We start from the raw sequence: 22,185 nt of genomic DNA, 5'->3' as shown, positions 1-22,185 counted from the left end.
CGCCAAGCGGAATGCCTGAGCAGGCACGCGACGTCACACTTGACTGTTACGGGGTTGGATTTCTATGGTAATGCAGCGAGTTGCGACACGCTCTCCGAGTTGGCCTACACCTCGGGCTCAGGGGCGAGACTTGGACGGTCAGGAGATCTGGCGCTGGGTCTTCTTCGGGACTCTTGTTGGGTACCTCGCGGTCTTTCAGAACCCAGCCTTGCCAGCGGCGCTCAAACTACTCTTCGTGCTGACTCTGGTAGCCATCGGTGCGGTCGCATGGTTTTCCCTAGGTGACGAACCTGCGCGATTGTCGATTCTTCCGCAGTTGCGCGCATCGATCATCACCCTAGCTCTGGTCACATACTTCTCGGCTTTCCACCTGCTCGCAAACGATGTCCCTCTGACCGACTGGATTCGTGACGGCTTAAACTACCTGCTAATCCCAGCAAGTATTGCCGTCGGGGCGCGTGCAGGTAAGGTCCTTAGTCATCGTGTCGTGGTGTCACTTACTATCATTTCGGGCGTCGTTGCTAGCTTTTCCTTCGCGTCTAGTTGGCTGTCGCGGCGCACTGGCGGGTCGGTCGAGCTGCCCCAGTTCGGTCTCGCATCCTCTTATGCTGCACTCCCTGGAATTGCAATCTGTTTATCGATCTATTTTTGCTCCAGTCGCCACCGACTTGTCTATCTGATCCTCGCCTACCTCCAGCTTGGGCTCCTCCTGCTCTCAGGCGGACGAACCCCAATGCTCTATGTAGCAGTATCGCTCACGGTCTGCATAGGATTCTCCCTTATCTGGATGAGGAATGTGGTTCGGCCAGTTATAGCAGGGCTCATCGGATCGGGCGCTCTCGTGGCGATCCTATTCATCTCTGACGCCGTGGGAGGTGGGGTCGCCTCCAGTCGCCTGGGCTGGTTCTTGGACCTATTCGCGGTCGGGAGTAGTGCTATCACCGCCGACGCGTCCGCCAATGCGCGAGACACCGCTACTTCTTGGGCGATCGGGCTTTGGGATCAGAATCTGGTTCTCGGTCGGGGCCTCGGGCATACGTTTCCCCATCATAACGTCACCGCAGATTCAGTGGATAATTTCACCCTCGATACTCCGATCGTTGTTTTGGTCAAGTTCGGCATCCTAGGAACGCTTATCATTTCAATCTGCCTTATTCGCCTGCATCGCCTTCTCTATCGTTCCGCGACTGCACTTGGTCCACAAGCGACCGCCGGTCGGCTGTTCGTCGTGATCTGTGGTTCTTTGACCGTTGCGCTACTTTTTAATGGCTTCCCGGCAGAAAACCGCGGCTATGCCGTGATGCTATTCCTCATGACCGCGCTATGTTTCTCAGACGTACCCCCTGGTAGTCGTCAAGAAAAGCGTGGATAATCGATCAGTATGGCTCTGGAGGTTGATCGTCCCGCGTGATGGACGGGTCCCGCGAACAGTCGGGATACATTGCCGTAGCCGTGCAATGGTCTTCGGGGTGGAATGCAACAGGCGCCGGCATTTCTATGCCGGCGCCGTTGCTATTTCTATTGCTTCCCCTATAGCGAGATCAGGATCTCTGCGATCACGCCAGTCTGAGCGCGCACCCTTCGATCGCTCGGCAGCGCCTTCGGCGCCAGCGTCCGCAATGTCCACTCGCCATCGTGCGCGAAGAAGCGGAAGTGCCCGCTCGCCGAGGTGGGCACCTCGGCGGTGAACTCGCCGGTGGCGTCGAGCAACCGGACGTAGGCATTGCCGACTGGCTCGCTGTCACGCAGTACCTGGCCTTGGATGATGGCCTCCTTGGCGACGTTCACGCCGTCGAGCGACAGGCCGCCCGCAGTTGCACCGCACATGCTCAGGCCTCCCCGGGCTCGTCGCCGAGGACGACGGGGACGCCGACGAGCGAGCCGTACTCGGTCCACGAGCCGTCGTAGTTCTTCACGTTCTTCTTGCCCAGCAGCTCCTGGAGGACGAACCAGGTCAGCGAGGAGCGCTCACCGATGCGGCACAGCGCGATGGTGTCCTTGTCCTCGTCGAAGCCGACCTCGTTGTAGAGCGCCTCGAGCTGCTCGTCGGACTTGAAGGTGCCGTCGTCGTTGGCGTTCTTGCTCCACGGCACGTTCACCGAGGTGGGGATGTGGCCGGCGCGCTGAGCCTGCTCCTGGGGGAGGTGTGCAGGGGCCATCAGACGACCGGCGTACTCGTCGGGGCTGCGCACGTCGACCAGGTTCTGGGTGCCGATCGCGGCGACGACCTCGTCACGGAAGGCGCGGATCGAGTGGTCCTGCTCCTTGGCGACGTAGGTGGTCTTCGCGCGGGTGGGGACCTCGGAGACCAGCTCGCGGGAGTCGAGCTCCCACTTCTTGCGGCCGCCGTCCATGAGCTTGACGTCGTTGTGGCCATAGAGCGTGAAGTACCAGTAGGCGTAGGCGGCGAACCAGTTGTTGTTGCCGCCGTAGAGCACGACGGTGTCGTCGTTGGAGACGCCGCGCTCGGAGAGCAGCGCCTCGAACTGCTCCTTGTTGACGAAGTCGCGACGGACCTGGTCCTGGAGGTCCGTGGTCCAGTCGAGCTTGATCGCGCCACGGATGTGGCTGCGGTCGTAGGACGCGGTGTCCTCGTCGACCTCGATGACGACGACCTTCGGGTCGTCGAGGTGGTCCTCCACCCACTGGACGGAGACGAGGGCGTTCTCGCGGCTCATGTATCTACCTTTCTGTTGCGTCAGGCGACGCGGGGTCTGATGTGGCGGTGAGGTCAGGACGGTCGGGGCGCCAAGCGGCGGAGCAGCAGGTAGAGCTCGCAGCCGAGGCAGAAGCGGAACAGCGCGTTGAGCAGGGCCGCGACCAGCGCGAACCCGGTGGCGACCAGGCCGACCAGGTCGGCGCCGGCGAGGAAGCCGATCAGGGCGACCATCGCGAAGCCGAGGCCGACGGCCTGGGCGAAGCGCGGCGGCCGGGCGTCCTCGAGATCGGCGGGCGGCGTCAGGCGCGGGCGCACCCAGGCGCGGAACGCCCACGCGGTCGGCGTGTGCTGGACGCCGCGGGCTGCCCCAAGCGCGAAGAGCGCCGCTTGGACGGCGATCAAGACGGTGGCCACCGAGGTCGGCACCACGAGCACAACCAGCAACAGCACCGCGGTCACCGCGGCGGTGAACTGCGGCCCGCGCGGGTCGACGGTCGCCGCGGCGCGGGTGCGCTGGGCGGGAACGGTCGTGGACATGTCATCTCCTGCGAGAAGGAACTCGGTGACGCAACTGGCAACGTCTCGGCACGCCGCGAAGAGCACCTTCGTCGAGTTTAGTGCAGTAGATGACTCGACTAAAGAGCTTCGGGGGCCTTCAGGAGGGTCGACACAGGGACGAGCGCACACGGCAGTGGTCCACTGCGCGTCGCTTGGTCAACCAGGTCGAGGACATGAGCCCACCGTATGTAGGGCGACACGTCGGCTCACCATCGGTCTCACATGCTAGACGGTCGTTCCATTATGCGAGACTCTGCAGTGTGTGACTAGGATCGCCGCACCATGAGCACTGCATCCGGGCCACGCGCCCTCATCACCGGGGTGGCCGGCCAGGACGGCATCTATCTCGCCCGACTGCTCCGGGATCAGGGATACCGGGTGGTGGGCACCGTTCGCCCCGGAAGCTCGACCTTCAGGTCACGCGCCGTCTATCTGTCCGGGGTCGACGTGGTCGAGCTCGACCAGCAGGACCGCGGCGGCTTCGCACGCCTGTTGGAGGACGTCGCGCCCGACGAGCTGTACAACCTGGCCGGATTCACCTCGGTCGGCGCCAGCTGGGACCAGGCCGAGCTCGTGGCCGAGACCAACGGCATGGCAGTGCTCCGGATCTTGGAGGAGCTGATCGCCTACCGGGACCGCCATGGTGCGGCACCTCGTTACTTCCAACCCTCCAGCTCCGAGATGTTCGGCATCGCCGACCATCAGCCGCAGACGGAGGGCACACCGCATCACCCGCGCAGCCCGTACGCCGCCACGAAGAGCTTCGCCCATCACCTCACGGTCAACTACCGGGAGTCCTACGGCCTGTTCACGAGCACTGGCACGCTGTACAACCACGAGAGCCCGTTGCGCGGCGACAGCTTCGTGACACGAAAGATCACTCGCGCCGTCGCGGAGATCGCCCTCGGGCGACGGTCCTCGGTCACTCTCGGCAACCTCGATGTCCGCCGAGACTGGGGGTTCGCTGGCGACTACGCGCGGTCGATGCATCTGATGCTGCAGGTCGACGAACCCCAGGACTTCATCGTGGCCACAGGCACCTCGTGCGCGTTGTCCGACCTGTTGGCGGTTGCATTCGCAGCCATCGGCATCGACGACCCCATGAGCCACGTTGAGCAGGATCCCGCGCTGATGCGACCTGCCGACGTGGCAGACCTCTACGGCGACCCGGCCAAGGCGCGCGAACAGCTCTCCTGGGAGCCGACCCTCGACTTCCCCGCAGTCATCGAGCACATGGTGAAGATCGACATCGAACGCCTGCGCACCGGAATCGGCGAGCACGAGTCCTACCTGTTCCCGTAGTAGTTCTCCCCAACATGGGGTAGCGGGAGCACCCAAACAGTCCGTGATGGCCATCACAGTGGAACTGTCTCGCCATGTTCGGCTTAGTGATGCCCCCGCAGTCACGCACGCGATCGCCGGAGCCTGGAGTCTTGTGCTCTACGTGCGGACATCCCACAACCCGGTTTCGCCGTCGGTTCGGTCGCGACCACACCTGCCACGTCGTCGTCGACGACTACCACACGCATTGGGGTGAACAGTGCGGCTGCACCTCGCCGGTGCACCAGCATTGACCTAGGCCTCGTCGTCCCCGACTCGACCCAGCGCCGCGATCACCTGCTCCTTGCGGGGCGCTCCGGCTGCTCGCGTGACCTCGTCGCCGTGCTTGTCCAGGACGAGCGTCGTGGGCGTGCGCAGGATGCCGAGCTCGCGGGTCAGCGCCAAGTGGTGCTCGGCGTCGACCTCGACGTGGCGCACCCCGGGGACGACGTCCGCGACCTCGGCCAGGACCCGCTTGGTGACCCGGCACGGCGCGCAGAAGGCGGTCGAGAACTGCACGAGGGTCGCCCGCTGCCCCAGCTGCTCGTCCGGCAGTGCCGCCGCGACGGCGTCCCAGGCCCGCGACTCGACAGACGGCGCCGGCTCCGGTCCGTCGACAGGACCGGCGGTGGCAGCGGGGGGACTGCCCCGAGTTTGGTTGATGCCTGACCTGTGAGGATCACTCCTCGCTGGAAGGATGTCCCTCGTGGCAAAGCCCTATCCCAAGGAGTTCCGCGACGACGTCGTGCGAGTGGCCCGCCAGGGCCAGTCGTCACTGGCTCAGATCGCGAAGGACTTCGGCATCTCCGAAGGCTCGCTGGCCAACTGGATGAAGAAGGCCGACATCGAAGACGGCAAGCGTCCGGGTATGACCGACGACGACCGCAAGGAGCTTCGCGAAGCGAACAAGCGGATCCGTCTCCTCGAACAAGAGAACGAAGTCCTTCGCCGGGCAGCCGCCTACCTGTCTCAGGCGAACCTGCCGGGAAAATAGTATTCCCGCTCGTCCGCGAAATGGCCGCGGCCGGTGCCCCGATCAGGGTGCCGGTCGCGGTGGCGTGCAGGGTCCTGGGTCTGACGACCCAGGGGTACTACAAGTGGCTCAAGGATCCCGTGTCCCAACGTGACTGGGACGACGCCCACGTCATCGACGTCCTCTACGACATCCACGAAGACGACGCCACGCTCGGCTACCGGTTCCTTACCGACGAGCTGGCCGACGAGCACGGCATCAAGGTTGGTGAGAACCGCGTGCATCGGCTCTGCCGCATCGCCGGAATCACCGCCAGCCATCACAAGAAACGGTCCAAGCCCGGCTCGACGGGCCCGGCCCCGCACGACGACCTGCTCGCGGTCGTTGATGAGCACGGCGTGATCCGGCACGAGTTCGTCGCCGACGGCCCGAACAAGGTGTGGCTCTGGGACATCTCAGAACACCCCACGCGTGAAGGCAAGCTCTACATCTGCGCGATCAAGGACGTCTTCTCCAACAAGATCGTCGGCTACTCGATCGACTTGCGAATGAAGTCGTCGCTGGCGCAGGCTGCGATGCGGAACGCGATCGCGCTTCGCTCACCAGTCGGCACGGTGTGCCACTCGGACAGAGGCGGTCAGTTTCGCGCCAAACGCACCCAGCAGCTCCTGGCCAACAACGGCCTGGTCGGGTCGATGGGCCGCTCCTACGGGGCCGGTGACAACGCCAGCATGGAGAGCTTCTTCGCACTCCTGCAGAAGAACGTGCTCAACACCCGCCGCTGGGACACCCGCGACGAGTTGCGGCTCGAGATGGTCCGCTGGATCGAAACGAAGTACAACCGCCGCCGACGACAGCGAGGACTTGGCAGGCTCACGCCCGTTGAGTTTGAGATGATCTACGCAGCCGCAGACGCGGCCTGAACACCCCAACCGCTACGCGTCAACCAAAGCGGGGGCAGTCCCGGGCTCCCCCTCCGTGCTTCGGCGCGCGGCACGGAATCGGCCGTCGGTGCGCGCGCGGTAGGCACCGAAGGAGAGGGCGAGCACGAGCGCGCCGAGCGCGATCCAGATGCCGGGGGTCACGAAGGTCCAACCCGCGCGGAGACCCGCACATTCCGGCGCATCGCGCGCCTACGATGAGCGGGTGCTGCGGATGACCCTCGCCCTCGTCGCCGCGCTCTGTCTCACCGCGCTCGCCGTGCTGCTGATCGCCGGGCACGGGCCCTGGTCGGGCCGCACCCTCTTCCCGGTGGCTCCCGGGCACGGCATCAACGTCGGCGACCTCCCCGTCTTCGGGTTCTGGGGCCTCGGGGTGGCCGCCTGCGCCGTCCTGGCGCGTCCCCGCTGATCAGCGACGCCGCCGGCCACGACGTACGACGAGGGCGGGAGATCGGTGATCTCCCGCCCTCGCGGTGCTGCACGGGGCGCGCGGGCCCCGGTGGTCACGCGTTGATCAGCGCAGCGTCACGCGGACCGTCTTCGACGCACTGCCGGCGTAGCTGCCGCCACCGAGGTGACGGGCGGTGAGCGTCAGCTTCGCGCCACGTCGCGGGGCGACGAGGGTGAAGCGGACGGTGCCGGCGGGGCCGACCTTGGCGGTGCGGGTCGTCGACGCGGCGCCGGCGACCTTGAGGCGGACCTTGCCGGTGACCGCGGTCTGGGCGACCTTGCCGCCGACCTTGACCGTCACCTGGAGCTTGGCGCCCTTGCGGACCTGCTTGGCGACCTTGAGCGACGTGGTGGTCGCCTTCCTGGTCACCCGGTAGGTCGTGCTGACGGTCTCGGTGGCCGCCGTCTCGTCGGTGCCGAGGTAGCGCGCGGTGATCGTGTGGCGACCGGCCGGGAGCGACGCCGGGAGGGCGTGCGTGGCCACGCCGGAGGCGTCGACCGGCACCGCGACAGTGGTGTCGCCGTAGCCGAACTCGACCTCGCCGGACGTCTCCTCGACGCGGGCGGTGACCGTGCTGGCGGCGCCGAACACGTTGCTCGCGGCGTCGAGCTCGACCGCGATCGTGGCGACCCGCTTGACCCGGGCGAGCTCGCCGGTGGCGATGCGGCCGGTGGCCGCGCCGGTGGCGGTGACCGGGACGAGGCGACGGGTGTCGTCCTCGGGCACGGTCAGGCTCGCGGTGGCCGTGCCGCTGGCGTCGGCGACGACGGTCACCGGCTCCAGGCCATCGGCGGCGAAGGTGACGGCCTCACCGGCGCGGAAGCCCGCGGCGCTGAGCCCGGCCTCGGTGCCCGGGGTGAAGGCCTCGGGCGCGGTGACGGTGCCGCCCGCCTGGACGGCCGCCAGCTCGGCGCAGACGTCGCCGGGCTCGCCGAAGGCGGGGAGCTCGGTGGCGCTGCCGGTGACGCCGTCGTCCTCACGGATGGTGGTGAAGACGATGGCGTCGTGGCCCATCACCGCGTTGGCGGTGTTGATGACGCTGGCGGTGACGGAGGTGCCGTTGGTGCTGCTCGCGTCCGTGTCGCCGGGCAGCGGCGCGGTGACGACCTTGCAGGTCTCGCCGGGGGCGAAGGTGACCTTCTCCATCGCGGCGGCGGCGCGGCTGGTGGCCGAGCCGAGCAGCGAGACGTAGCCGGTGACCGGGGCCGACGCCGGGGCGTCGAGGTGCACGGCGATGTCGTAGGTGCCGGGGGCGTTGCCCTCGTCCACGCCGGGGGCGAAGACGCCGAGCACCGGCTCGCGCTTCACGGTGGGCGTGCCCACGGAGGAGCTCTCGAAGGCGAGGTCGGAGAGGTACGCCGCGCCCTGCTCGGCGCCGGGGGCCGCGGCGAAGCGGACCTCGCGCAGGTTGGCCACGTCGAGACCGGCGGCCGCGAGGTCGGCGGTCGCGACGTTGACCTGCTGGAGCACGATCTTCTTCAGCGTCGACGTGGCGGCGCTGCTGGTGGAGGTCGGCATCCGCACCAGGGCGTAGGGGTTGAGCTCGGAGACCGGGGCGCTGAAGGTCCTGCCCGCCCCGTCGACGACCGAGAGCACCAGGTCGGTGGCGGTCTCGACGGTCTCGTCGGCGGCCAGCTTGACCGAGAGGCGGTCGTAGGCACCGGCGTCACGGCGCGCGGCCGGGACGCTGACGCGCAGCTGGCCGTTGGCGCCGGTCCACGAGAACCGGGTCACCGGGGTGGCCGGCACGTTGCCGCCGTTGGTGGCGGGGGTCCAGTGCGGCAGCTGGGCGGAGGCCAGGGAGGTGCTGCACGCGGCGAGCGACTGCACCGTGGTGCGCGCGCCCATGCTGGCGCACGGCGCGGCGGTGGCGCTGCCGACCGGGCGCACCAGCGAGGAGGCCTTCTCGAAGGAGGCGATGGTCGAGCGCGCCGAGGAGGGCGCGGTGGCGACGGTGCGCACGTCGGCGCCGTCGAGCGAGGCCGGGACCGTGCCGGAGCCGTCGAAGAGCGGCAGGAAGCGCTCCTCCCCGCCGAGGGTGGCGCGGAACCAGGCGGTCATGTAGGCGTTGCCGAGCTCGTACTGCTCGGACGGCGAGAGGCGGATCGAGGTGCCGGCGACCGACGGGTCGGTGCCGCAGATGGCCTCGGTGCGCCGCGCGGCGCTGTTGCTCCAGTCGTCGCTGACGCTGTACTTGTACTCACCCGGGGTCCAGGCGGTGTTGAAGAAGTTGTGGTTGGCGCCCATCACCCAGGTGCCCGAGCGCAGCACGTCGTCGCCGAAGGCGTAGCGCGAGTCGTCGAGCATGTGCTGGCCCTGCTGGTTGGAGACGTCGCCGTCGCAGTAGGGCAGGACCACGTTCATCGGGACGTTGGGCACCGTCATCCGGCCGAAGTCGACCGGTGCGAGCGGCAGGATCGACTCGATCGCCCACGGCGTGTCGAGGCCCTGGTTGAGGGTGGCCGCCGCGGTGACGCCCTCGCCGCCGCGGGAGTGGCCCATCATGCCGATCGAGCTGAGGTCGAAGCGGCCGACGAGGTCGGCGGCGGTGACCTGGTCGAGGTCGGGGGCGCCGTTGACGAAGCCCTCGCGGCGCAGCTCATACGAGCGCGCGCCCTCGACGAGCGCCTCGTCGAGGGTCAGGGTGCGGTCGGTCCACTCGTCGTGGAAGGCGACCTTCTCGCCGGCGTTGGCCTTGCGCAGCATCTCCAGGGTGTCGAGGAGCAGCTGGCCGCGGGCGACCGCGCCGCGGTCGGCGGCGAGCTGGTTGTCGTTGGAGTTGATGGCGTTGGCCGAGATCGAGACGACGGCGTAGCCGTGGCTGGCCAGCGCCTGCGCGGTGCCGTCGTAGCCGGCGTAGCTGGGGATCGACATCCGCAGCTCGTTGTCCGGGGCGGTGGCGCACGGCCAGCGGTTGTTGTGCGTCGGGCCGGTGCCGTAGCAGGAGGTGTGGCGCCCGTGCAGCAGCAGCACGGTGGGCCGGGGCCCGCCGGTGGTGGGCAGGTAGACCTTGCCCTCGAGCTCGCCGCGGACACCGCCGATGGCGGCCAGGTCGATCGCCTGGTCGCCGAACTTGTAGATCGACTCGGTCCAGGCGTAGCTGCCCTTGGCGGCGGGGTCGGCGGAGATCTCCGACGGCGCCGGCGCGTCGGGCACCTCGACCGCGCGGTCCGGAGCGGAGGAGCCCGGGACGGACTGGCTGGACCAGCCGGCCTCGGCGCTCTCGGCGCCGGCGACCGCCGGGTCGGAGGTGAACGCGGTCAGCGAGAGACCGTCGGCGGACTCGACGGCCGCACCGACGGCCTCGCCGTCGACGACGATGGTCGGGGCGTCCGAGCGCATCGGCAGCGGCTCGTCGAGCTCGACGGTGACGAGGTAGCCACCGGGCGCCGAGACGACGTTCCAGTCGGATCCGGAGGCGAGGACGGGGTCGGCGGCCGAGGCGGCCGGGGCCAGCGCCATGCCGGCCAGGGAGCCGGCGAGCAGCGCGGCGGACAGGCCGACCGATGCGCGTCGGCGCAGATAGTTGTGCAAGGGGCACTCCTCGAGGACTGCCTCCACCGAGCGCCCGAACGGCGGCGGAGGGATGCGGGAGACCGCACCGTAGGAGCGCCGACGTCCTCGAATGTTTCGAACTGTTACGGCTCGGTGACACCCCGCGGGGAGCCCGAGACCCACGTCACGCGGCAGCCCTCGCGGCTCATCCCCCGGCGAACGGCGGCAGGAACTCCACCGACGAGCCGGGCGGCACGACGACCTCGTCGGGGTCCCGGGTGCTCACCGGCTGCTCGCCCAGCAGCACCGAGCAGGAGGCGATGACGTCGCCCAAGCGGCTGTCCTCGTGGCGCGCGAGCACCGTGCGCACCAGATCGCCGAGGCGGACCGGGCCGTCGACCGGCACCTGCTCCTCGGCCACCCCGGCGGCCGCGCGGGCCGCCGCCCAGTACCTGATCCGGATGACCTGCGTCTCATTCACCAGCGGGCACCTTCCACCATGTCTGTGACGTTACCTAAACTCCCCGGTTAACAGGCCGGAGCCCAGCGTTGCGTTTCGGTCCCCTGCCCCCCTCGGGAGGAGACCACTGTGAGCACACTCCTGCTCCTCACCAGCGCCCTGCAGCCGTCCTCCGGCGTGCTGCCCGGCCTCTCGTTGCTCCCCCACCAGGTCAAGATCCTGCCCGCCGAGGGCAGCGCCCTGCTCGAGGCGCCCGACTCCGACCTGCTGCTCGTGGACGGGCGGCAGGACCTCGCGCAGGCCCGCGACCTGTGCCGGTTGATCCGCACCACCGGCACCGACGTCCCGGTGCTGCTGATCGTCACCGAGGGCGGCCTGTCGGTGGTCACCCACGACTGGGGCATGGACGACGTCGTCCTGCACACCTGCGGGCCGGCCGAGCTGGAGGCGCGCATCAAGCTCGCCGTCGGCCGGATGGCGGCGCAGCGCGAGGCCGCGGACCCCGACGCCCACGTGATCCGCTCCGGCGAGGTGGTCGTCGACGACGCGACGTACACCGCGAAGATCGGCGGGCGGTCCCTTGACCTGACGTTCAAGGAGTTCGAGCTGCTGAAGTTCCTGGCCCAGCACCCGGGTCGGGTCTTCAGCCGCCAGCAGCTGCTCCAGGAGGTGTGGGGCTACGACTACTTCGGTGGCACCCGCACCGTCGACGTCCACGTGCGCCGGCTGCGCGCCAAGCTCGGCCCCGAGAACGAGACGCTGATCGGCACCGTCCGCAACGTCGGCTATCGCTTCGTGCTGCCGACCAAGGAGAAGGACGCGCCCCCAGCGGCCGCGTCTGCCGACGACGCCGTCGACGAACGGGTCTGAGGTCTGGACCGGTCCGGCCAGCCGGACGCCAGTTCCGCGATCCCCCGTCCCGCGCCAGCGGCACTCCCTATCGTCTTCCCGGAGCGTGTCGCTGTCGTGGGGAAACCGGCGGCCGGTCCCGTCCGCGACCCCGGATGCCGTGCCCCGGGTGTGCGCTGGTGCTCTCGCCACCCATCTCGGCCCAGCATCGAGGGAGACCATGAACGATCTGCGCAGCCGCGACCACCTGTCCACGCCGGCACCACAGCGCCGGATGACGATGCGGCGCCGCTGGCGCCACCTGCGCCAGCACCCCAACGTCGAGCACCAGGTCATTCGCACCGTCCAGCTCGCCGCGCTGGCGGTGCTGCTGGTGATCACCGCGGTGCTGGTGTATCGCGCGCTCACCGTCGTCTGACCCCGACCCGGTTGCCGAGCGACCGACATACCCAATCTGGGGTATGACGCGACTCACATGCGTGGCGTGTACTGGCAGCGCCGCACCCTCACGTCGCTGGAGGGCCTTCTGAGGTAGCGACGTGGGTTGACGCCCCGCCTGTACGCCAGGCGGGGCGTCTTGGCATCCGGACCTGGGGAGGACCGATGGCGCTGATCCACAGCACACCGCAGGAGTTCACCGTCAAGCACCTCGTGACCGCGAGCGAGCTCGAGGCGCTCACGGCCCTGTTCGCCGCGGAGCTGGCCCGCGGCTGGATCCCGCACCGCGCCGACCTCGAGGACGCCCTCGACCGCCTGCGCGCCGCCCGTCCGGCCTGATCCCCGCCATCGTGTCCGCCGGCCATCGGCCGGCAAGGTCAGCGCAGCGGGCGGACGTGCAGACCGACCTCGGGGTCGACCACGACCTCCTGGGCCGCCGCGAGCCCGCCGGCGAGCAGCTGGGCGTCGAGGGGGACGTTGCGCTTGACCAGCGCGAGCGCGATCGGGCCGAGCTCGTGGTGGCGCGCGGAGCTGCCGACCCGGCCGACGACCTTGCCGTCGTCGTTGGTGAGGTCCGCCCCGACCTCGGGGAGCACGTTCTCGGAGCCGTCGAGGTGCAGCAGCGTGAGCCGGCGCGGCGGGCGGCCCAGGGTGTGCACCCGGGCCACCGTCTCCTGGCCGCGGTAGCAGCCCTTGTCCAGGTGCACCGCGGGGCCGATCAGGCCGACCTCGTTGGGGATGGTGCGGGTGTCGGTGTCGGCGCCGATCCGCGGCTCGCCCCGTGCGATCCGCAGCGCCTCGAAGGCCCAGGTGCCGGCGGCCGGGCCGGCCGCCTCGGCGTAGGCCGTGAGCTGCTCACGCGGGACCAGCTCGTAGGCGTCGTACCAGCCGGCGTCCTCACCGGCGCGGCTCGGACGCCAGGTGACCGCCAGCTCATCGCTGACGTCGGTGACCTCGACGCGCATCATGAACCGCATCCGGTCCAGGAAGCCGGCCAGGGCGGCGCCGGCGCCGGGCTCGGTGTGGGCGATGAAGGTCTCGCCGTCGTCGATGCCGACGAAGCCGTGCTCGATGTGGCCCTGCGGGCTGAGGATCAGCGCCCCGGTCCAGCGGCTCGGGACGAGCCCCTCGAGGAACTGTGTGGTCAGCGAGTGCAGCCAGGTCAGCCGGTCCGGGCCGCTGATGCGCACCACGTCGCGGTGGGACAGGTCGACGAAGCCCTCGCCGGCCTCGAGCGTGCGCTGCTCGCCGTAGAGGCTGCCGTAGTGGGCGGCGACCGGGGCGTCGGGGCCGTTGCCGGCGACGGCGCCGGGCAGGGCGAGCAGCGGGCTGGCGGGGCGGGAGCTGGTCACGGGAGGTCCTTAGCGGTGGACTGGCAGTCGGCGCAGGTGCCGAACACGGTCAGGTGGCCCACGTCGGGTGCGAAGCCGTGGCTGGCGCGCAGCGCCTCGATCGCGGGCGCGATCACGTCGGGGTCAACCGAGGTGACGCCCTGGCAATTCCGGCACACCAGGTGGAAGTGCTCGTGGTCGCCGACCGCGTGGTAGGTCGGCGCCCGGTCGGTGATGTGGGCGTGGCGCACCAACCCGAGCTCCTCGAGGACCTCGAGGGTGCGGTAGACGGTGGAGCGGTTGACGGCGCTGGAGGCGGCCTGGACCTCGGCGTACACCTCGTCGGGGGTGGCGTGGCGCAACTTCTCGACGGCGCGCAGGATCAGCTCGCGCTGGGGGGTGAGCCGGTAGCCCTTCCCCCGCAGCCGGTCGCGCAGCTCCTCGGTCACGGTGTCCGCACCTCAGGCACGCTTCAGCCGGGCCCACAGGTGGGGCTGGAGCTCGTGGCCGGTGGCTGCCATGTCGTAGGCGTAGAGCAGGTCGCCCTCGACGTTGCCGTAGAGACGGTGCCCGGCGGTGACCTCCTTGGCGGTCTCGGTGAACGCCACGCCGGCTGTGTGCATCTCGAGCTTGCCGCCCTCGGCCTGGCCGTACCAGATCTCCGAGATGCCGGTGTTGTGGGCGAGCACCATCTCGACCTTGCCGCCGGGCTGGGCACGCAGGAAGCCACTCTCGAGGGCGGCGTCGCGGACCTTCTCGCCGTTGTCGTCGATGATCCACGCGCGCGACATGTAGTGGAAGAACGGGCGTCCGTCGTGGGTGAAGATCAGCTCCTGGCCGAACTGGAACTTCTCGATCGAGGGGTAGTCGCCGTGCCCGTTGCCCCGCCAGGTGCCGAGCAGCCACGCCAGCGGGGCGCAGTCGGGGTGGAGGTTCTGGGGGATCTCGAAGGGCATGGGGTCCAGTCTAGGAGTTCGGGCTGGTTCATCGGCATGCGACAACTAGCGCGCCCTCGCGGCGCTGCTATCTGCCTCGATTGCGGCGGGGGTGAGCCGGGCGCGCCTGAACGCTCGCACTGTGGACGAAGCGATCGCCGCGCTCGACATGCGAGCGATGAGGTCGGTCGTGATCGCCTCGGCCGGCGACTCGACGGGCGACTACGCCGACGAGTTCTACGAGACCGCGCTCAAGGAGCTGTTCGCCGAGCACTGGCCTGACCGCCCGGCGCGCCTGCTCCGCTGGCAGAAGACCCCCGACGCCTACCCGTCGGACTTCACGATCTGGCAGACCGCCGAGTCCCCCGCGACCCCGGGCACTCCGGGAGGCACGGTGCCGAACACGCTGATTGGATACGACAGCTTCGCCCGAACCGGCCCGCTTGTCGGCTCTGCGCTCGACACGGGGGCGGGGGCCTGGACCGGGACCACTGGCGTGCTGTCCACCGATGGGGACCGCCTCGTGACCACGGGGGCCTCCAGTGCCATCGTCGCGGCGCCCCTCGCTGCCCGCAGCGGCGCCGACTTCGCGGCATCGTGCACGATGCGCATCGCGAGCAACAACGCCAGCAACAAGCAGACCAAGTTCTACGGCGTGCGCAAGGACGCCTCGAATGACCTCGAGATCGCCCTCGCCGGGTCCACGAGCGTGGCCGTGACGGTGGTCAAGCGGATCGCGGGCACCGCGACCGTGCTGGGCACTCTCCCGGCCAACACGATCCCCTCCGGCCAGCCCGCGGCCGACTACGTCTTCGCCCTCTCTCTGAGCGGGACCACGCTGACCGCAACAGTCAACGGACAGTCGATGTCGTTCGAGCTCACGGGCGGCGATCTCGCTGCCGTCGAGGCGATGACGACGGTCGGGTTCAACTCGCCCGCCGACCCGACGTGGCAGGCCGAGACGCTGGAAGTGCGAGGCGCCGTCACGACCGCCCCGAGCGACCCGACCCCTGCGGTTCCGAGTCCTCTCCCGTGGGCGACGGTCTACAACGGCATGATCGCGGGCTCGACCATCGCCTCTCAGCTGGCGCGGATCGACGCGATGTATCCCGAGCGCCCTGACGTCCTGGTCGTCAACCACGGGCAGAACTACGGCGCCGACACCGGAGCGGCGTTCCTGGCGGCAGTGGACGGGTTCGTGTCCGCGATGCACGCCAAGTACGACGACCAGATCCCCGTCGTCGTCTGTTCGCAGAACCCTCGCTTCACAGGCGATGCGAACGAGGTCGGCCAGCGCGCTCGGATGGCCGCTCTGCGTGCGCACGCCCGAGAGCGGGACTGGGTGTACGTGCCGACGTTCGAGGCGTTCGCCGCGCGCGCTGATGGAGGGAAGTCCCTCGTGAACGCCGGCGACAACGTGCACCCGCTGCCCGTGAGCGGCGCGGCGGACCGAGGCGCCCGGCGCCAGGCGGATGTGTTGAAGCGAGAGCTGCTCGCCCTCAGCGGTCGCCCTTGACGACCTGAGTGGCGACGGCTTCGCCCAAGACCTCCGCGCCCTCGCGGTTCGGGTGGATGCCGTCGCTGCTCAAGCCCCGCTTGTAGCCACCCTGGGGAGCGGCGAGGGCCGTGTGCCCGTCGATCAGCGGGACGCCCAGCTCCTTGGCGAGAGCCTCTTCCGCGGCGATCAGGGCCGAGACCTGCGCGGCATAGTCGGCACGGGGCGGCGGCGAGATCAGCCAGACCTCGAGGTCGCGACGCTGCGCTGCCTCGATCATCGCTCGCAGGTTGGCGATGGTCTCAGCGGTGGTCACGCCCTGGCCGATGTCGTTGGTGCCGGCCAGAAGCACCACGGCCTGAGGCTTGCGGGATAGCACGTCTGCGGCGAACCGCGCGCGGATCTCGGTCGTGGTCTGACCCGCCACCGCGGTCGTGGCCCGGTACTCCCACGGAATGTCCTTGTACGACAACGCGTGCCCGACCCACGACCCCTGCCCGGGGAAGGAGTCGAAGGTGTCGGTGTCTGCCTGCGTGATGGAGTCGCCGTGGAAGACCGTGGATAGGCCGGGCTCGGGCGTCGGGAACGGGTCCAGCGGGGGCGCCGACTTGGCGCGATCCGCAGCGGCCTGGACCTCGCTGCGCCACTGACTCAGGCCAACCATGCAGCCGATCGCGACCGCAAGAACCAGGGCAACGCCGGCCGCGGCTCGTAGTTTCCGACCGACCGACGTATCGCGGCTGGACCTGGACCTGGACCTGGACCGCCCCCGTGACTTCACCACGAGCCGAAGGCTAGGTCATGGGGCGAGGGCCCGTCCTCCGCCCTGTCGAAACGTGAGCACTCGCACTGTCTGCGACCGGGTTAGCGACTCGTCAGCAAGCCTCGCCCGGACGCCCTAGGGTCCGCGTATGCCAGTTGTTGCCGTCTGCCCAACCCACGGCTCGTTCGCGTCTCGTCGATTCGGCGTCAGTTCCAGTTCGAACGTCACGATTCAGAACTGCTTTGAGAGTTGCCCGAGGTGCGGGGCCGAGTCAGCGGTAATGGAGGGCACCTACGACTTCGATGTCGAGGGCCTTGCGACAGCCATCTCGGCGCCTTCCTGGTCGCGATTCGCTCTGCGGCAGGTCCAAGCCGAGGTACAGCGACTCGTCAATGCTGCCGAGGACCCCGGGCTCTCCGATGCTGATCTCCAGCACATCGCGGATGCTGTTGCCGTGACGGTCTCGGCGCGCGACCAACGCCTAGCCGAACTCATCCGCAACGAGATCAGTGACAAGCCTCGCGCGGCCATAGTGGCGTTCCTCGTCTCACTCGTCACGATCCTGGGGATGCTCGATGGGGCTGTGGCCGGGGGCACCTTGACCTACGAAGTCACAAAGAAGGTGGTGAGCGATGTCCTCAGCCGATGAGGCCGCCACGTTGATCGCCGAGTGCCTCCGCGGCCAATTGACCGCGCTCCGACTCATGTACCTCTCCCTCGGGTTCCTCCTGGGCGCCTTCGTCGGCGGCCTCGTGGCCGCCTGGCGTTATTAGCCGCGATCGGCCGGGATAGCAGCGCGACCACCTGTCAGAAAATGTTCTTTGCCGCCGGGCCGCAGATGCTGGAGGACGTCGTCCTCTAGCCTCAGCCCATGCCTCGCCCCCTCCTCGTCAAGGTCACCTGCGGCGCCGACGACCCCGAACGGTCCAACCAGGCCTTCACCGTCGCTGGCGCTGCCGTCGCGGCGGGGGCGGAGGTGTCGCTCTGGCTGACCGGCGACGCCGTCTGGGCCGCGGTGCCAGCTAGAGGCCTCGACCTCGGCTTGGAGCACGCCACGCCGGTGGCGGCGCTGCTCGAGGTGGTGCTGGGCGGCGGGTCGGTGACGGTGTGCACCCAGTGCGCCACCCGTCGCGGGATCACCCAGGCCGACGTCGCTGAGGGCGTGCGGATCGCGGGGGCTGCGGTGTTCGCCGAGGAGGCGCTGCGCGACGGGGTGCAGGCGCTCGTCTATTGAACCGCCCCGCTAGGGGCGGGGGCTGTCCAGCAGCAAGGTGATCGGGCCGTCGTTGACCGACTCGACCCGCATGTCCGCCCCGAACACGCCCCGCTCGACGTGGGCGCCGAGGCGCTCGAGCTCGGCGCAGAACGCGTCGTACAGCGGCTCGCTGACCGGCCCCGGCGCCGCCGCCTGCCAGGTGGGGCGCCGGCCCTTGCGGGCGTCGCCGTACAGCGTGAACTGGCTGACCACCAGCACCGGGGCGCCGATGTCGGAGGCGGAGCGCTCCTCGCGCAGCAGGCGGAGGTCCCAGACCTTGCGCGCCGTCCAGGCCACGTCGGCCGGGCCGTCGTCGTGGGTGACGCCGAGGTAGACCAGCAGCCCGGGCTCCGCGATCTCGCCGACCACCCGGCCGACCGGGTCGACGGACCCGTCGTCGACGACGCGGACGCTCGCCCGCAGGACACGCTGGATCACCGCTCGCACGGAGGCATGTTCTCGCACCGCGGTCTCTGGCAGCATGCCGGGATGACGGCCGCCCCGGACCCCAGCCCGCTCCCCCGCAACGCCCTGCTCGTCACCGTGGCGCCCACCGGCGCGGAGACGGCCAAGAGCGACTGCCCCCAGCTCCCCACGACGCTGGAGGAGCTGGTCGTCGCCGCCAAGGCCTGCGAGGCCGCCGGCGCCGCGATGGTGCACGTGCACATCCGCGACGCCGAGCACCGGCCCACGCTCGACCTGGGGCGGCTCACCGAGACCGTCACGGCGCTGCGGGAGGGCACCGGCCTCGTCGTCCAGCTCTCCACCGGCGGCTCGGTGCACGACCCGCTCGACGATCGGCTGCGGGTGCTCGACGCGGCGCCGGACTCGTGCAGCCTCACCATGGGCACGGTGAACTTCGGCGACGAGGTGTTCCTCAACCCGTGGCCGTTCGTGCGCGAGCTCTACCTGCTCAGCCAGGAGCGGGAGGTGGTGCCGGAGTTCGAGCTCTTCGACCTCGGCCAGGTCGCCGCGCTGCGCCGGCTGCTCGACGCCGAGGGGCTGCCGTACGGCGGGCGCGTGCACTGCGACCTGGTGATGGGCGTGCCCGGCGGGATGCCCGGGACGGCGCCGGCCCTGGTGGCGGCGGTCGCGATGCTGCCGCCCGAGGTGACCAGCTGGTCGGCCACCGGCGTGGGCCGCTCCACCCTCCCGGTCGCGCTGGCGGCGCTGTCGATGGGCGGACACCTGCGCGTCGGGATGGAGGACGTGCTCTCCTACGCCCCCGGCCTGCCGGTGGAGTCGAACGCCCAACTCGTGGAGCGGGCCGTCGCGCTGGGCCGGCTGGCCCAGCGCGAGCCGGTCGACGGCCGCGGAGCCGGGGCGCTGCTCGGCGTCCGACCCCGCTGAGCGGGGCCGGACGCGGGGAGCGGGGTCAGGCCTTCTTGCGCTTGCCGGAGTCGACGGTCTCGGGGGCGTAGCCGTAGCCATAGCCGTACCCGTAGCCGTAGCCGCTGCCGTGGCGTCGCGAGGGCACCATGTTCATGACCAGGCCCAGCGGCTTGGCGTCCACGCTGGACAGCCGCTCCACGGACTGGGTGAGCTGCTCGCGGGTGGTGGAGCCGTAGCGCACCACCAGCAGCGCGCCGTCGGCGTGCGAGGCCAGCAGCGCGGCGTCGGTGACCGGCAGCAACGGCGGGGCGTCGATGATCACGACGTCGAAGTCGGCGCGGATCTTGGCCAGCAGCTCGGTCATCGCGTGCGACTGGAGCAGCTCGGCCGGGTTCGGCGGGATCGCGCCGGCGCTGAGCACCGACAGGTCGCTGTCGGGGTGCTTCTGGAGCGCCTCCTCGAGGCTGACCTTGCCGACCAGGATCGTGGTGACGCCGACCGCATGGTCGAGGCCGAGCGCGGCGCTGGCCTTGGGCCGGCGCAGGTCGCCCTCGATGAGCAGCGTCTTCTGGCCCGCCTGGGCGAGGGAGAGCGCGAGGTTGAGCGCGGTGCTGGTCTTGCCCTCGTTGGGCAGCGCGGAGGTCACCACGACGACCTTCTCGGGGTGGTCGACCTCGAGGAACTGCAGGTTGGTGCGGATCACCCGGAACGCCTCGGCGCGCGGCGCCGTGGAGGGCAGCGAGGTGATCAGCGGCTCGGTGCGGGCCGCGGCGTCGTAGGCGACCGAGCCGAGCATCGGCGCGGTGCTGAGCGTGGTGGCCTCGGCCGGGTCCTTCACCGAGGTGTCGAGCAGCTCGCGCAGCAGCGCCAGGCCGACGCCCAGCAGCAGGCCGAGCACCAGGCCGAGGCCCAGGTTGCGCACCGGCTGCGGGGAGGACGGGTCGCTGGGCAGCGAGGCGGCGTCGGAGAGGCTGGCGCGGATCGGGGTGCGCCCGCCGACGGTCTCGATCTCGTCGATCCACAGCGAGAGCTGCTCGGCGTAGGACTGCGCGATCGCCTGCGCCAGGGCCGGCTCGGGGTCGGTCGCGGTGATCTTGACCATCACGGTCTCGGGGAGGACCGAGGCGGAGACCTTGTCCTTGAGCTCACCCGGGGTGAGGTCGAGGTCGAGGTCGGCGATCACCGAGTCGGCCAGCTGCGTGGTGCCGACCTGCTGGGCGTAGGAAGTCACCCGCTGGCCGGAGAACAGCGCGCCCTGGTAGGCGTCGCTGCCGCCGCTCTGGCTGGAGACGGAGACGAAGAGCTGCGCCGAGGACTGGTACTGGGGGGTCGCCGTGAAGGTGAGGGTCGCCGCCGCCGCCAGCACCACCGCCGTGACGGACAGGATCATCAGCCAGCGCCGCCGAAGCAGCCTCAGATAGTCACGCAGCTCCACGCGGGCACTCCAGTCGATGCAGGGGGGTCGGCCCGGCGACCCTATCGGGCGGCGAGCCGGCCCGCGTGACCGGCATCGCAGTGTGGTCAACCCCACCCTCCGGGCGCCGTGGCAGGGTGGCCGCATGAGCATCGAGGAGATCGCCCGCGAGGCCGAGGAGGCGGACGGCGCCGCGCCGCTGGACGAGGCGACCTGGCGCGCCCTGCGCCACCCCGACCGGGTGCGCACCTGGGAGCGCGAGGACGGCTTCGCGCTGCTGGTCGGGGACGAGCTGACCCTCGTCGTGCGGCCCGCCGCGCGGCGTCGCGGGGTCGGGCGCGACCTGCTGGGCGAGGTGCTGGTCGCCGTGGACGGCGCCGGGCCGCTGCTGGCCTGGTCGCACGGCAACCACCCCGGGGCGGCCGCGCTCGCCGCGGCGTACGACTTCGCGCGGGTGCGCGACCTGTGGGTGATGCGCCGCGACGCCACCCAGCCGCTGCCGGCGCTGGAGCCGCGCGAGGGGATCGAGGTGCGCGGCTACCGCCCCGGCGACGCCGACGAGGTGGTGCGGGTCAACGCCGCCGCCTTCGCCGCGCACCCCGAGCAGGGGGCGATGGACGCCGCGGAGCTCGCGGAGCGGATGAGCGCCGACTGGTTCGACCCCGCCGGGCTGCTGGTCGCCACCGAGCCCGGCTCGGACCGGCTGCTCGGCTTCCACTGGACCAAGCGCCACTCCCCCGAGCTCGGCGAGGTCTACGTCGTCGGCATCGACCCCGCCGCCCAGGGCCGCGGGCTCGGCACCCTGCTCACCCTCGCCGGCCTGCACCACCTCACCGACGCGGGCGTGCGCGAGGTGCTGCTCTACGTCGAGTCCGACAACGCCCCCGCCATCGCCGTCTACTCCCGCCTGGGCTTCCGCCACGACGACGTCGACACGCACGTGCAGTACCGGCGGGGCTGAGCGGGCGGGTTCGTCGGTCGGCCGACAACGGGGGCTGTGACCAGTGGGGTTCGTGCGGCGGAACTCGACTACGCTCAGCGCCGATGAACGCGGCCACCTCACTCGACGAATCCGACCAGACCGGCGGGCGCCGCTGGCGGCGTCGCGACAAGGCACCTGTGCCTGCTGGACCCACCGAACCCGCTGCTCCGGCCGCTCCCCTCCTCAGCCCCGAGGAGTACGCCGCGCGGCTCGGCGAGGCCCAGGCCACCGCCGAGCAGGCGACCAACCTGCGCCGGGCGGCCGAGCTGGCCGCCGCCGAGGCGAACGCCGAGCGCCTCGTCGCCGAGGACGCCGCCCGTGAGGCGACCGTGGCCCGTGCCGCCGCCGACCGGCTGGTGGCCGAGCGCGCCGTCGCTGTGGGGGAGGCCTTCGCCGCGCGTGCCGCCGCCGAGCAGGCCGCCACCGAGGCCGCCGAGGACCGCGCCGCGGCCGAGCAGGCCGCCACCGAGGCCGCCCGGCTGCGCGAGGAGGCCGAGCAGGCCGCCCGCGCCCAGGCCGAGGCCGCCGCGCAGG

Annotated in this window: 24 protein-coding genes and 1 pseudogene; 13 read left to right on the top strand and 12 right to left on the bottom strand. The window is 70.2% G+C overall.

Features of this window, described 5'->3' with window-relative positions:
- The first annotated feature begins 130 nt into the window (after positions 1-130).
- Positions 131-1,372, top strand: a complete 1,242-nt coding sequence (locus tag HOQ23_RS10855; RefSeq protein WP_172214621.1) for a hypothetical protein — start codon at positions 131-133, stop codon at positions 1,370-1,372.
- A 158-nt stretch (positions 1,373-1,530) separates the two neighbouring features.
- Here the strand turns inward: HOQ23_RS10855 and HOQ23_RS10850 are convergent, their stop codons facing one another.
- The 3 genes from HOQ23_RS10850 to HOQ23_RS10840 are packed head-to-tail and all read right to left on the bottom strand — an operon-like array spanning position 1,531 to position 3,196.
- A complete protein-coding gene (locus HOQ23_RS10850; protein WP_172214620.1) occupies positions 1,531-1,827 on the bottom strand; it encodes a DUF1416 domain-containing protein in 297 nt (98 codons plus the stop codon).
- A 2-nt stretch (positions 1,828-1,829) separates the two neighbouring features.
- On the bottom strand, positions 1,830-2,678 hold the full coding sequence (locus HOQ23_RS10845) for a sulfurtransferase (protein ID WP_172214619.1): 849 nt from the start codon (positions 2,676-2,678) through the stop codon (positions 1,830-1,832).
- A gap of 53 nt (positions 2,679-2,731) precedes the next feature.
- Positions 2,732-3,196 carry a DUF4395 domain-containing protein gene (locus tag HOQ23_RS10840; protein ID WP_172214618.1) on the bottom strand — a complete coding sequence of 155 codons (465 nt, stop codon included), beginning with the start codon at positions 3,194-3,196 and terminating at the stop codon, positions 2,732-2,734.
- 303 nt (positions 3,197-3,499) lie between these two features.
- Here HOQ23_RS10840 and HOQ23_RS10835 point away from each other — a divergent pair, with 303 nt between their 5' ends.
- Entirely contained in the window at positions 3,500-4,519 is a 1,020-nt protein-coding gene (locus HOQ23_RS10835) for a GDP-mannose 4,6-dehydratase (protein WP_172214617.1), read from the top strand.
- A 273-nt stretch (positions 4,520-4,792) separates the two neighbouring features.
- Here the strand turns inward: HOQ23_RS10835 and HOQ23_RS10830 are convergent, their stop codons facing one another.
- Complete coding sequence (locus tag HOQ23_RS10830; protein WP_253945423.1) at positions 4,793-5,077, bottom strand: thioredoxin family protein; 285 nt, start codon at positions 5,075-5,077, stop codon at positions 4,793-4,795.
- A 166-nt stretch (positions 5,078-5,243) separates the two neighbouring features.
- On the opposite strand from HOQ23_RS10830, the gene HOQ23_RS10825 reads away from it, so the two are divergent.
- Together HOQ23_RS10825 and HOQ23_RS10820 are read left to right on the top strand one after the other, a co-directional pair.
- Positions 5,244-6,433 (top strand): IS3 family transposase gene (locus HOQ23_RS10825; RefSeq protein ID WP_172214616.1). Its coding sequence is split into 2 segments (ribosomal slippage): positions 5,244-5,522 and positions 5,525-6,433, totalling 1,188 coding nucleotides; the frame shifts between segments, so codons are not numbered across the junction.
- Between the two features lie 223 nt (positions 6,434-6,656).
- Complete coding sequence (locus HOQ23_RS10820; protein ID WP_172214615.1) at positions 6,657-6,860, top strand: hypothetical protein; 204 nt, start codon at positions 6,657-6,659, stop codon at positions 6,858-6,860.
- Positions 6,861-6,965: 105 nt separating this feature from the next.
- Here HOQ23_RS10820 and HOQ23_RS10815 read toward each other — a convergent pair whose 3' ends face one another.
- Positions 6,966-10,436, bottom strand: coding sequence for an Ig-like domain-containing protein (locus tag HOQ23_RS10815; RefSeq protein ID WP_172214614.1), 3,471 nt, complete (start codon positions 10,434-10,436; stop codon positions 6,966-6,968).
- 166 nt (positions 10,437-10,602) lie between these two features.
- Positions 10,603-10,878, bottom strand: coding sequence for a MoaD/ThiS family protein (locus HOQ23_RS10810; RefSeq protein WP_172214613.1), 276 nt, complete (start codon positions 10,876-10,878; stop codon positions 10,603-10,605).
- A gap of 108 nt (positions 10,879-10,986) precedes the next feature.
- Between HOQ23_RS10810 and HOQ23_RS10805 the strand changes: the two genes are divergently transcribed.
- The 3 genes from HOQ23_RS10805 to HOQ23_RS10795 all read left to right on the top strand — a co-directional run bounded on the left by HOQ23_RS10805 (position 10,987) and on the right by HOQ23_RS10795 (position 12,483).
- A complete protein-coding gene (locus HOQ23_RS10805) occupies positions 10,987-11,727 on the top strand; it encodes a response regulator transcription factor (protein ID WP_172214612.1) in 741 nt (246 codons plus the stop codon).
- Positions 11,728-11,926: 199 nt separating this feature from the next.
- Positions 11,927-12,124 carry a hypothetical protein gene (locus HOQ23_RS10800; RefSeq protein ID WP_172214611.1) on the top strand — a complete coding sequence of 66 codons (198 nt, stop codon included), beginning with the start codon at positions 11,927-11,929 and terminating at the stop codon, positions 12,122-12,124.
- A gap of 185 nt (positions 12,125-12,309) precedes the next feature.
- Positions 12,310-12,483, top strand: coding sequence for a hypothetical protein (locus tag HOQ23_RS10795; RefSeq protein ID WP_172214610.1), 174 nt, complete (start codon positions 12,310-12,312; stop codon positions 12,481-12,483).
- Positions 12,484-12,521: 38 nt separating this feature from the next.
- Here the strand turns inward: HOQ23_RS10795 and HOQ23_RS10790 are convergent, their stop codons facing one another.
- Genes HOQ23_RS10790 through HOQ23_RS10780 form a run of 3 tightly spaced genes read right to left on the bottom strand, consistent with a single transcriptional unit; the run spans position 12,522 to position 14,431 of the window.
- Complete coding sequence (locus HOQ23_RS10790) at positions 12,522-13,496, bottom strand: folate-binding protein YgfZ (protein ID WP_367650454.1); 975 nt, start codon at positions 13,494-13,496, stop codon at positions 12,522-12,524.
- On the bottom strand, positions 13,493-13,924 hold the full coding sequence (locus HOQ23_RS10785) for a Fur family transcriptional regulator (RefSeq protein ID WP_172214609.1): 432 nt from the start codon (positions 13,922-13,924) through the stop codon (positions 13,493-13,495). The genes HOQ23_RS10790 and HOQ23_RS10785 overlap by 4 nt, the downstream gene beginning before the upstream one ends.
- A gap of 12 nt (positions 13,925-13,936) precedes the next feature.
- On the bottom strand, positions 13,937-14,431 hold the full coding sequence (locus tag HOQ23_RS10780) for an FABP family protein (protein WP_172214608.1): 495 nt from the start codon (positions 14,429-14,431) through the stop codon (positions 13,937-13,939).
- 121 nt (positions 14,432-14,552) lie between these two features.
- On the opposite strand from HOQ23_RS10780, the gene HOQ23_RS10775 reads away from it, so the two are divergent.
- Entirely contained in the window at positions 14,553-15,926 is a 1,374-nt protein-coding gene (locus HOQ23_RS10775; RefSeq protein WP_172214607.1) for an SGNH/GDSL hydrolase family protein, read from the top strand.
- Here the strand turns inward: HOQ23_RS10775 and HOQ23_RS10770 are convergent.
- Positions 15,910-16,569 (bottom strand): GDSL-type esterase/lipase family protein, encoded by a 660-nt coding sequence (locus HOQ23_RS10770; protein ID WP_172214606.1) that lies wholly within the window; start codon positions 16,567-16,569, stop codon positions 15,910-15,912. The two genes, HOQ23_RS10775 and HOQ23_RS10770, sit on opposite strands and share 17 nt — an antisense overlap.
- A gap of 247 nt (positions 16,570-16,816) precedes the next feature.
- Between HOQ23_RS10770 and HOQ23_RS10765 the strand changes: the two genes are divergently transcribed.
- Positions 16,817-17,317: a hypothetical protein gene (locus HOQ23_RS10765; RefSeq protein ID WP_172214605.1), complete on the top strand. Its 501-nt coding sequence runs from the start codon at positions 16,817-16,819 to the stop codon at positions 17,315-17,317.
- A gap of 222 nt (positions 17,318-17,539) precedes the next feature.
- On the top strand, positions 17,540-17,902 hold the full coding sequence (locus tag HOQ23_RS10760; RefSeq protein ID WP_172214604.1) for a DsrE family protein: 363 nt from the start codon (positions 17,540-17,542) through the stop codon (positions 17,900-17,902).
- Between the two features lie 9 nt (positions 17,903-17,911).
- Here the strand turns inward: HOQ23_RS10760 and dtd are convergent, their stop codons facing one another.
- On the bottom strand, positions 17,912-18,370 hold the full coding sequence (dtd, locus tag HOQ23_RS10755) for a D-aminoacyl-tRNA deacylase (protein ID WP_172214603.1): 459 nt from the start codon (positions 18,368-18,370) through the stop codon (positions 17,912-17,914).
- A 42-nt stretch (positions 18,371-18,412) separates the two neighbouring features.
- On the opposite strand from dtd, the gene HOQ23_RS10750 reads away from it, so the two are divergent.
- Entirely contained in the window at positions 18,413-19,273 is an 861-nt protein-coding gene (locus HOQ23_RS10750) for a 3-keto-5-aminohexanoate cleavage protein (protein WP_172214602.1), read from the top strand.
- Positions 19,274-19,298: 25 nt separating this feature from the next.
- Here HOQ23_RS10750 and HOQ23_RS10745 read toward each other — a convergent pair whose 3' ends face one another.
- Positions 19,299-20,690, bottom strand: a complete 1,392-nt coding sequence (locus tag HOQ23_RS10745; RefSeq protein WP_172214600.1) for a polysaccharide biosynthesis tyrosine autokinase — start codon at positions 20,688-20,690, stop codon at positions 19,299-19,301.
- 124 nt (positions 20,691-20,814) lie between these two features.
- On the opposite strand from HOQ23_RS10745, the gene mshD reads away from it, so the two are divergent.
- Complete coding sequence (gene mshD / locus HOQ23_RS10740) at positions 20,815-21,630, top strand: mycothiol synthase (protein ID WP_172214598.1); 816 nt, start codon at positions 20,815-20,817, stop codon at positions 21,628-21,630.
- Positions 21,631-21,788: 158 nt separating this feature from the next.
- Positions 21,789-22,185, top strand: a pseudogene (locus tag HOQ23_RS10735) (hypothetical protein); the annotation flags it as partial.

This window comes from Nocardioides sp. zg-DK7169, from assembly GCF_013155365.1.
In the GTDB taxonomy this organism is placed as follows: Bacteria; Actinomycetota; Actinomycetes; order Propionibacteriales; family Nocardioidaceae; genus Nocardioides.
The sequence above is the reverse complement of the archived record's forward strand: the minus strand, read 5'-3'. Positions and strand labels throughout refer to the sequence as shown.

Excerpts from the sequence above, each read along its gene's own strand:
- HOQ23_RS10750 (WP_172214602.1), top strand. The coding sequence starts at position 18,413 with ATGACGGCCGCCCCGGACCCCAGCCCGCTCCCCCGCAACGCCCTGCTC.
- HOQ23_RS10835 (WP_172214617.1), top strand. The coding sequence starts at position 3,500 with ATGAGCACTGCATCCGGGCCACGCGCCCTCATCACCGGGGTGGCCGGC.
- HOQ23_RS10780 (WP_172214608.1), bottom strand. The coding sequence starts at position 14,431 with ATGCCCTTCGAGATCCCCCAGAACCTCCACCCCGACTGCGCCCCGCTG.
- HOQ23_RS10770 (WP_172214606.1), bottom strand. The coding sequence starts at position 16,569 with ATGGTTGGCCTGAGTCAGTGGCGCAGCGAGGTCCAGGCCGCTGCGGAT.
- HOQ23_RS10845 (WP_172214619.1), bottom strand. The coding sequence starts at position 2,678 with ATGAGCCGCGAGAACGCCCTCGTCTCCGTCCAGTGGGTGGAGGACCAC.
- HOQ23_RS10850 (WP_172214620.1), bottom strand. The coding sequence starts at position 1,827 with ATGTGCGGTGCAACTGCGGGCGGCCTGTCGCTCGACGGCGTGAACGTC.
- HOQ23_RS10760 (WP_172214604.1), top strand. The coding sequence starts at position 17,540 with ATGCCTCGCCCCCTCCTCGTCAAGGTCACCTGCGGCGCCGACGACCCC.
- HOQ23_RS10800 (WP_172214611.1), top strand. The coding sequence starts at position 11,927 with ATGAACGATCTGCGCAGCCGCGACCACCTGTCCACGCCGGCACCACAG.
- HOQ23_RS10840 (WP_172214618.1), bottom strand. The coding sequence starts at position 3,196 with ATGTCCACGACCGTTCCCGCCCAGCGCACCCGCGCCGCGGCGACCGTC.
- HOQ23_RS10795 (WP_172214610.1), top strand. The coding sequence starts at position 12,310 with ATGGCGCTGATCCACAGCACACCGCAGGAGTTCACCGTCAAGCACCTC.
- HOQ23_RS10765 (WP_172214605.1), top strand. The coding sequence starts at position 16,817 with ATGCCAGTTGTTGCCGTCTGCCCAACCCACGGCTCGTTCGCGTCTCGT.
- mshD (WP_172214598.1), top strand. The coding sequence starts at position 20,815 with ATGAGCATCGAGGAGATCGCCCGCGAGGCCGAGGAGGCGGACGGCGCC.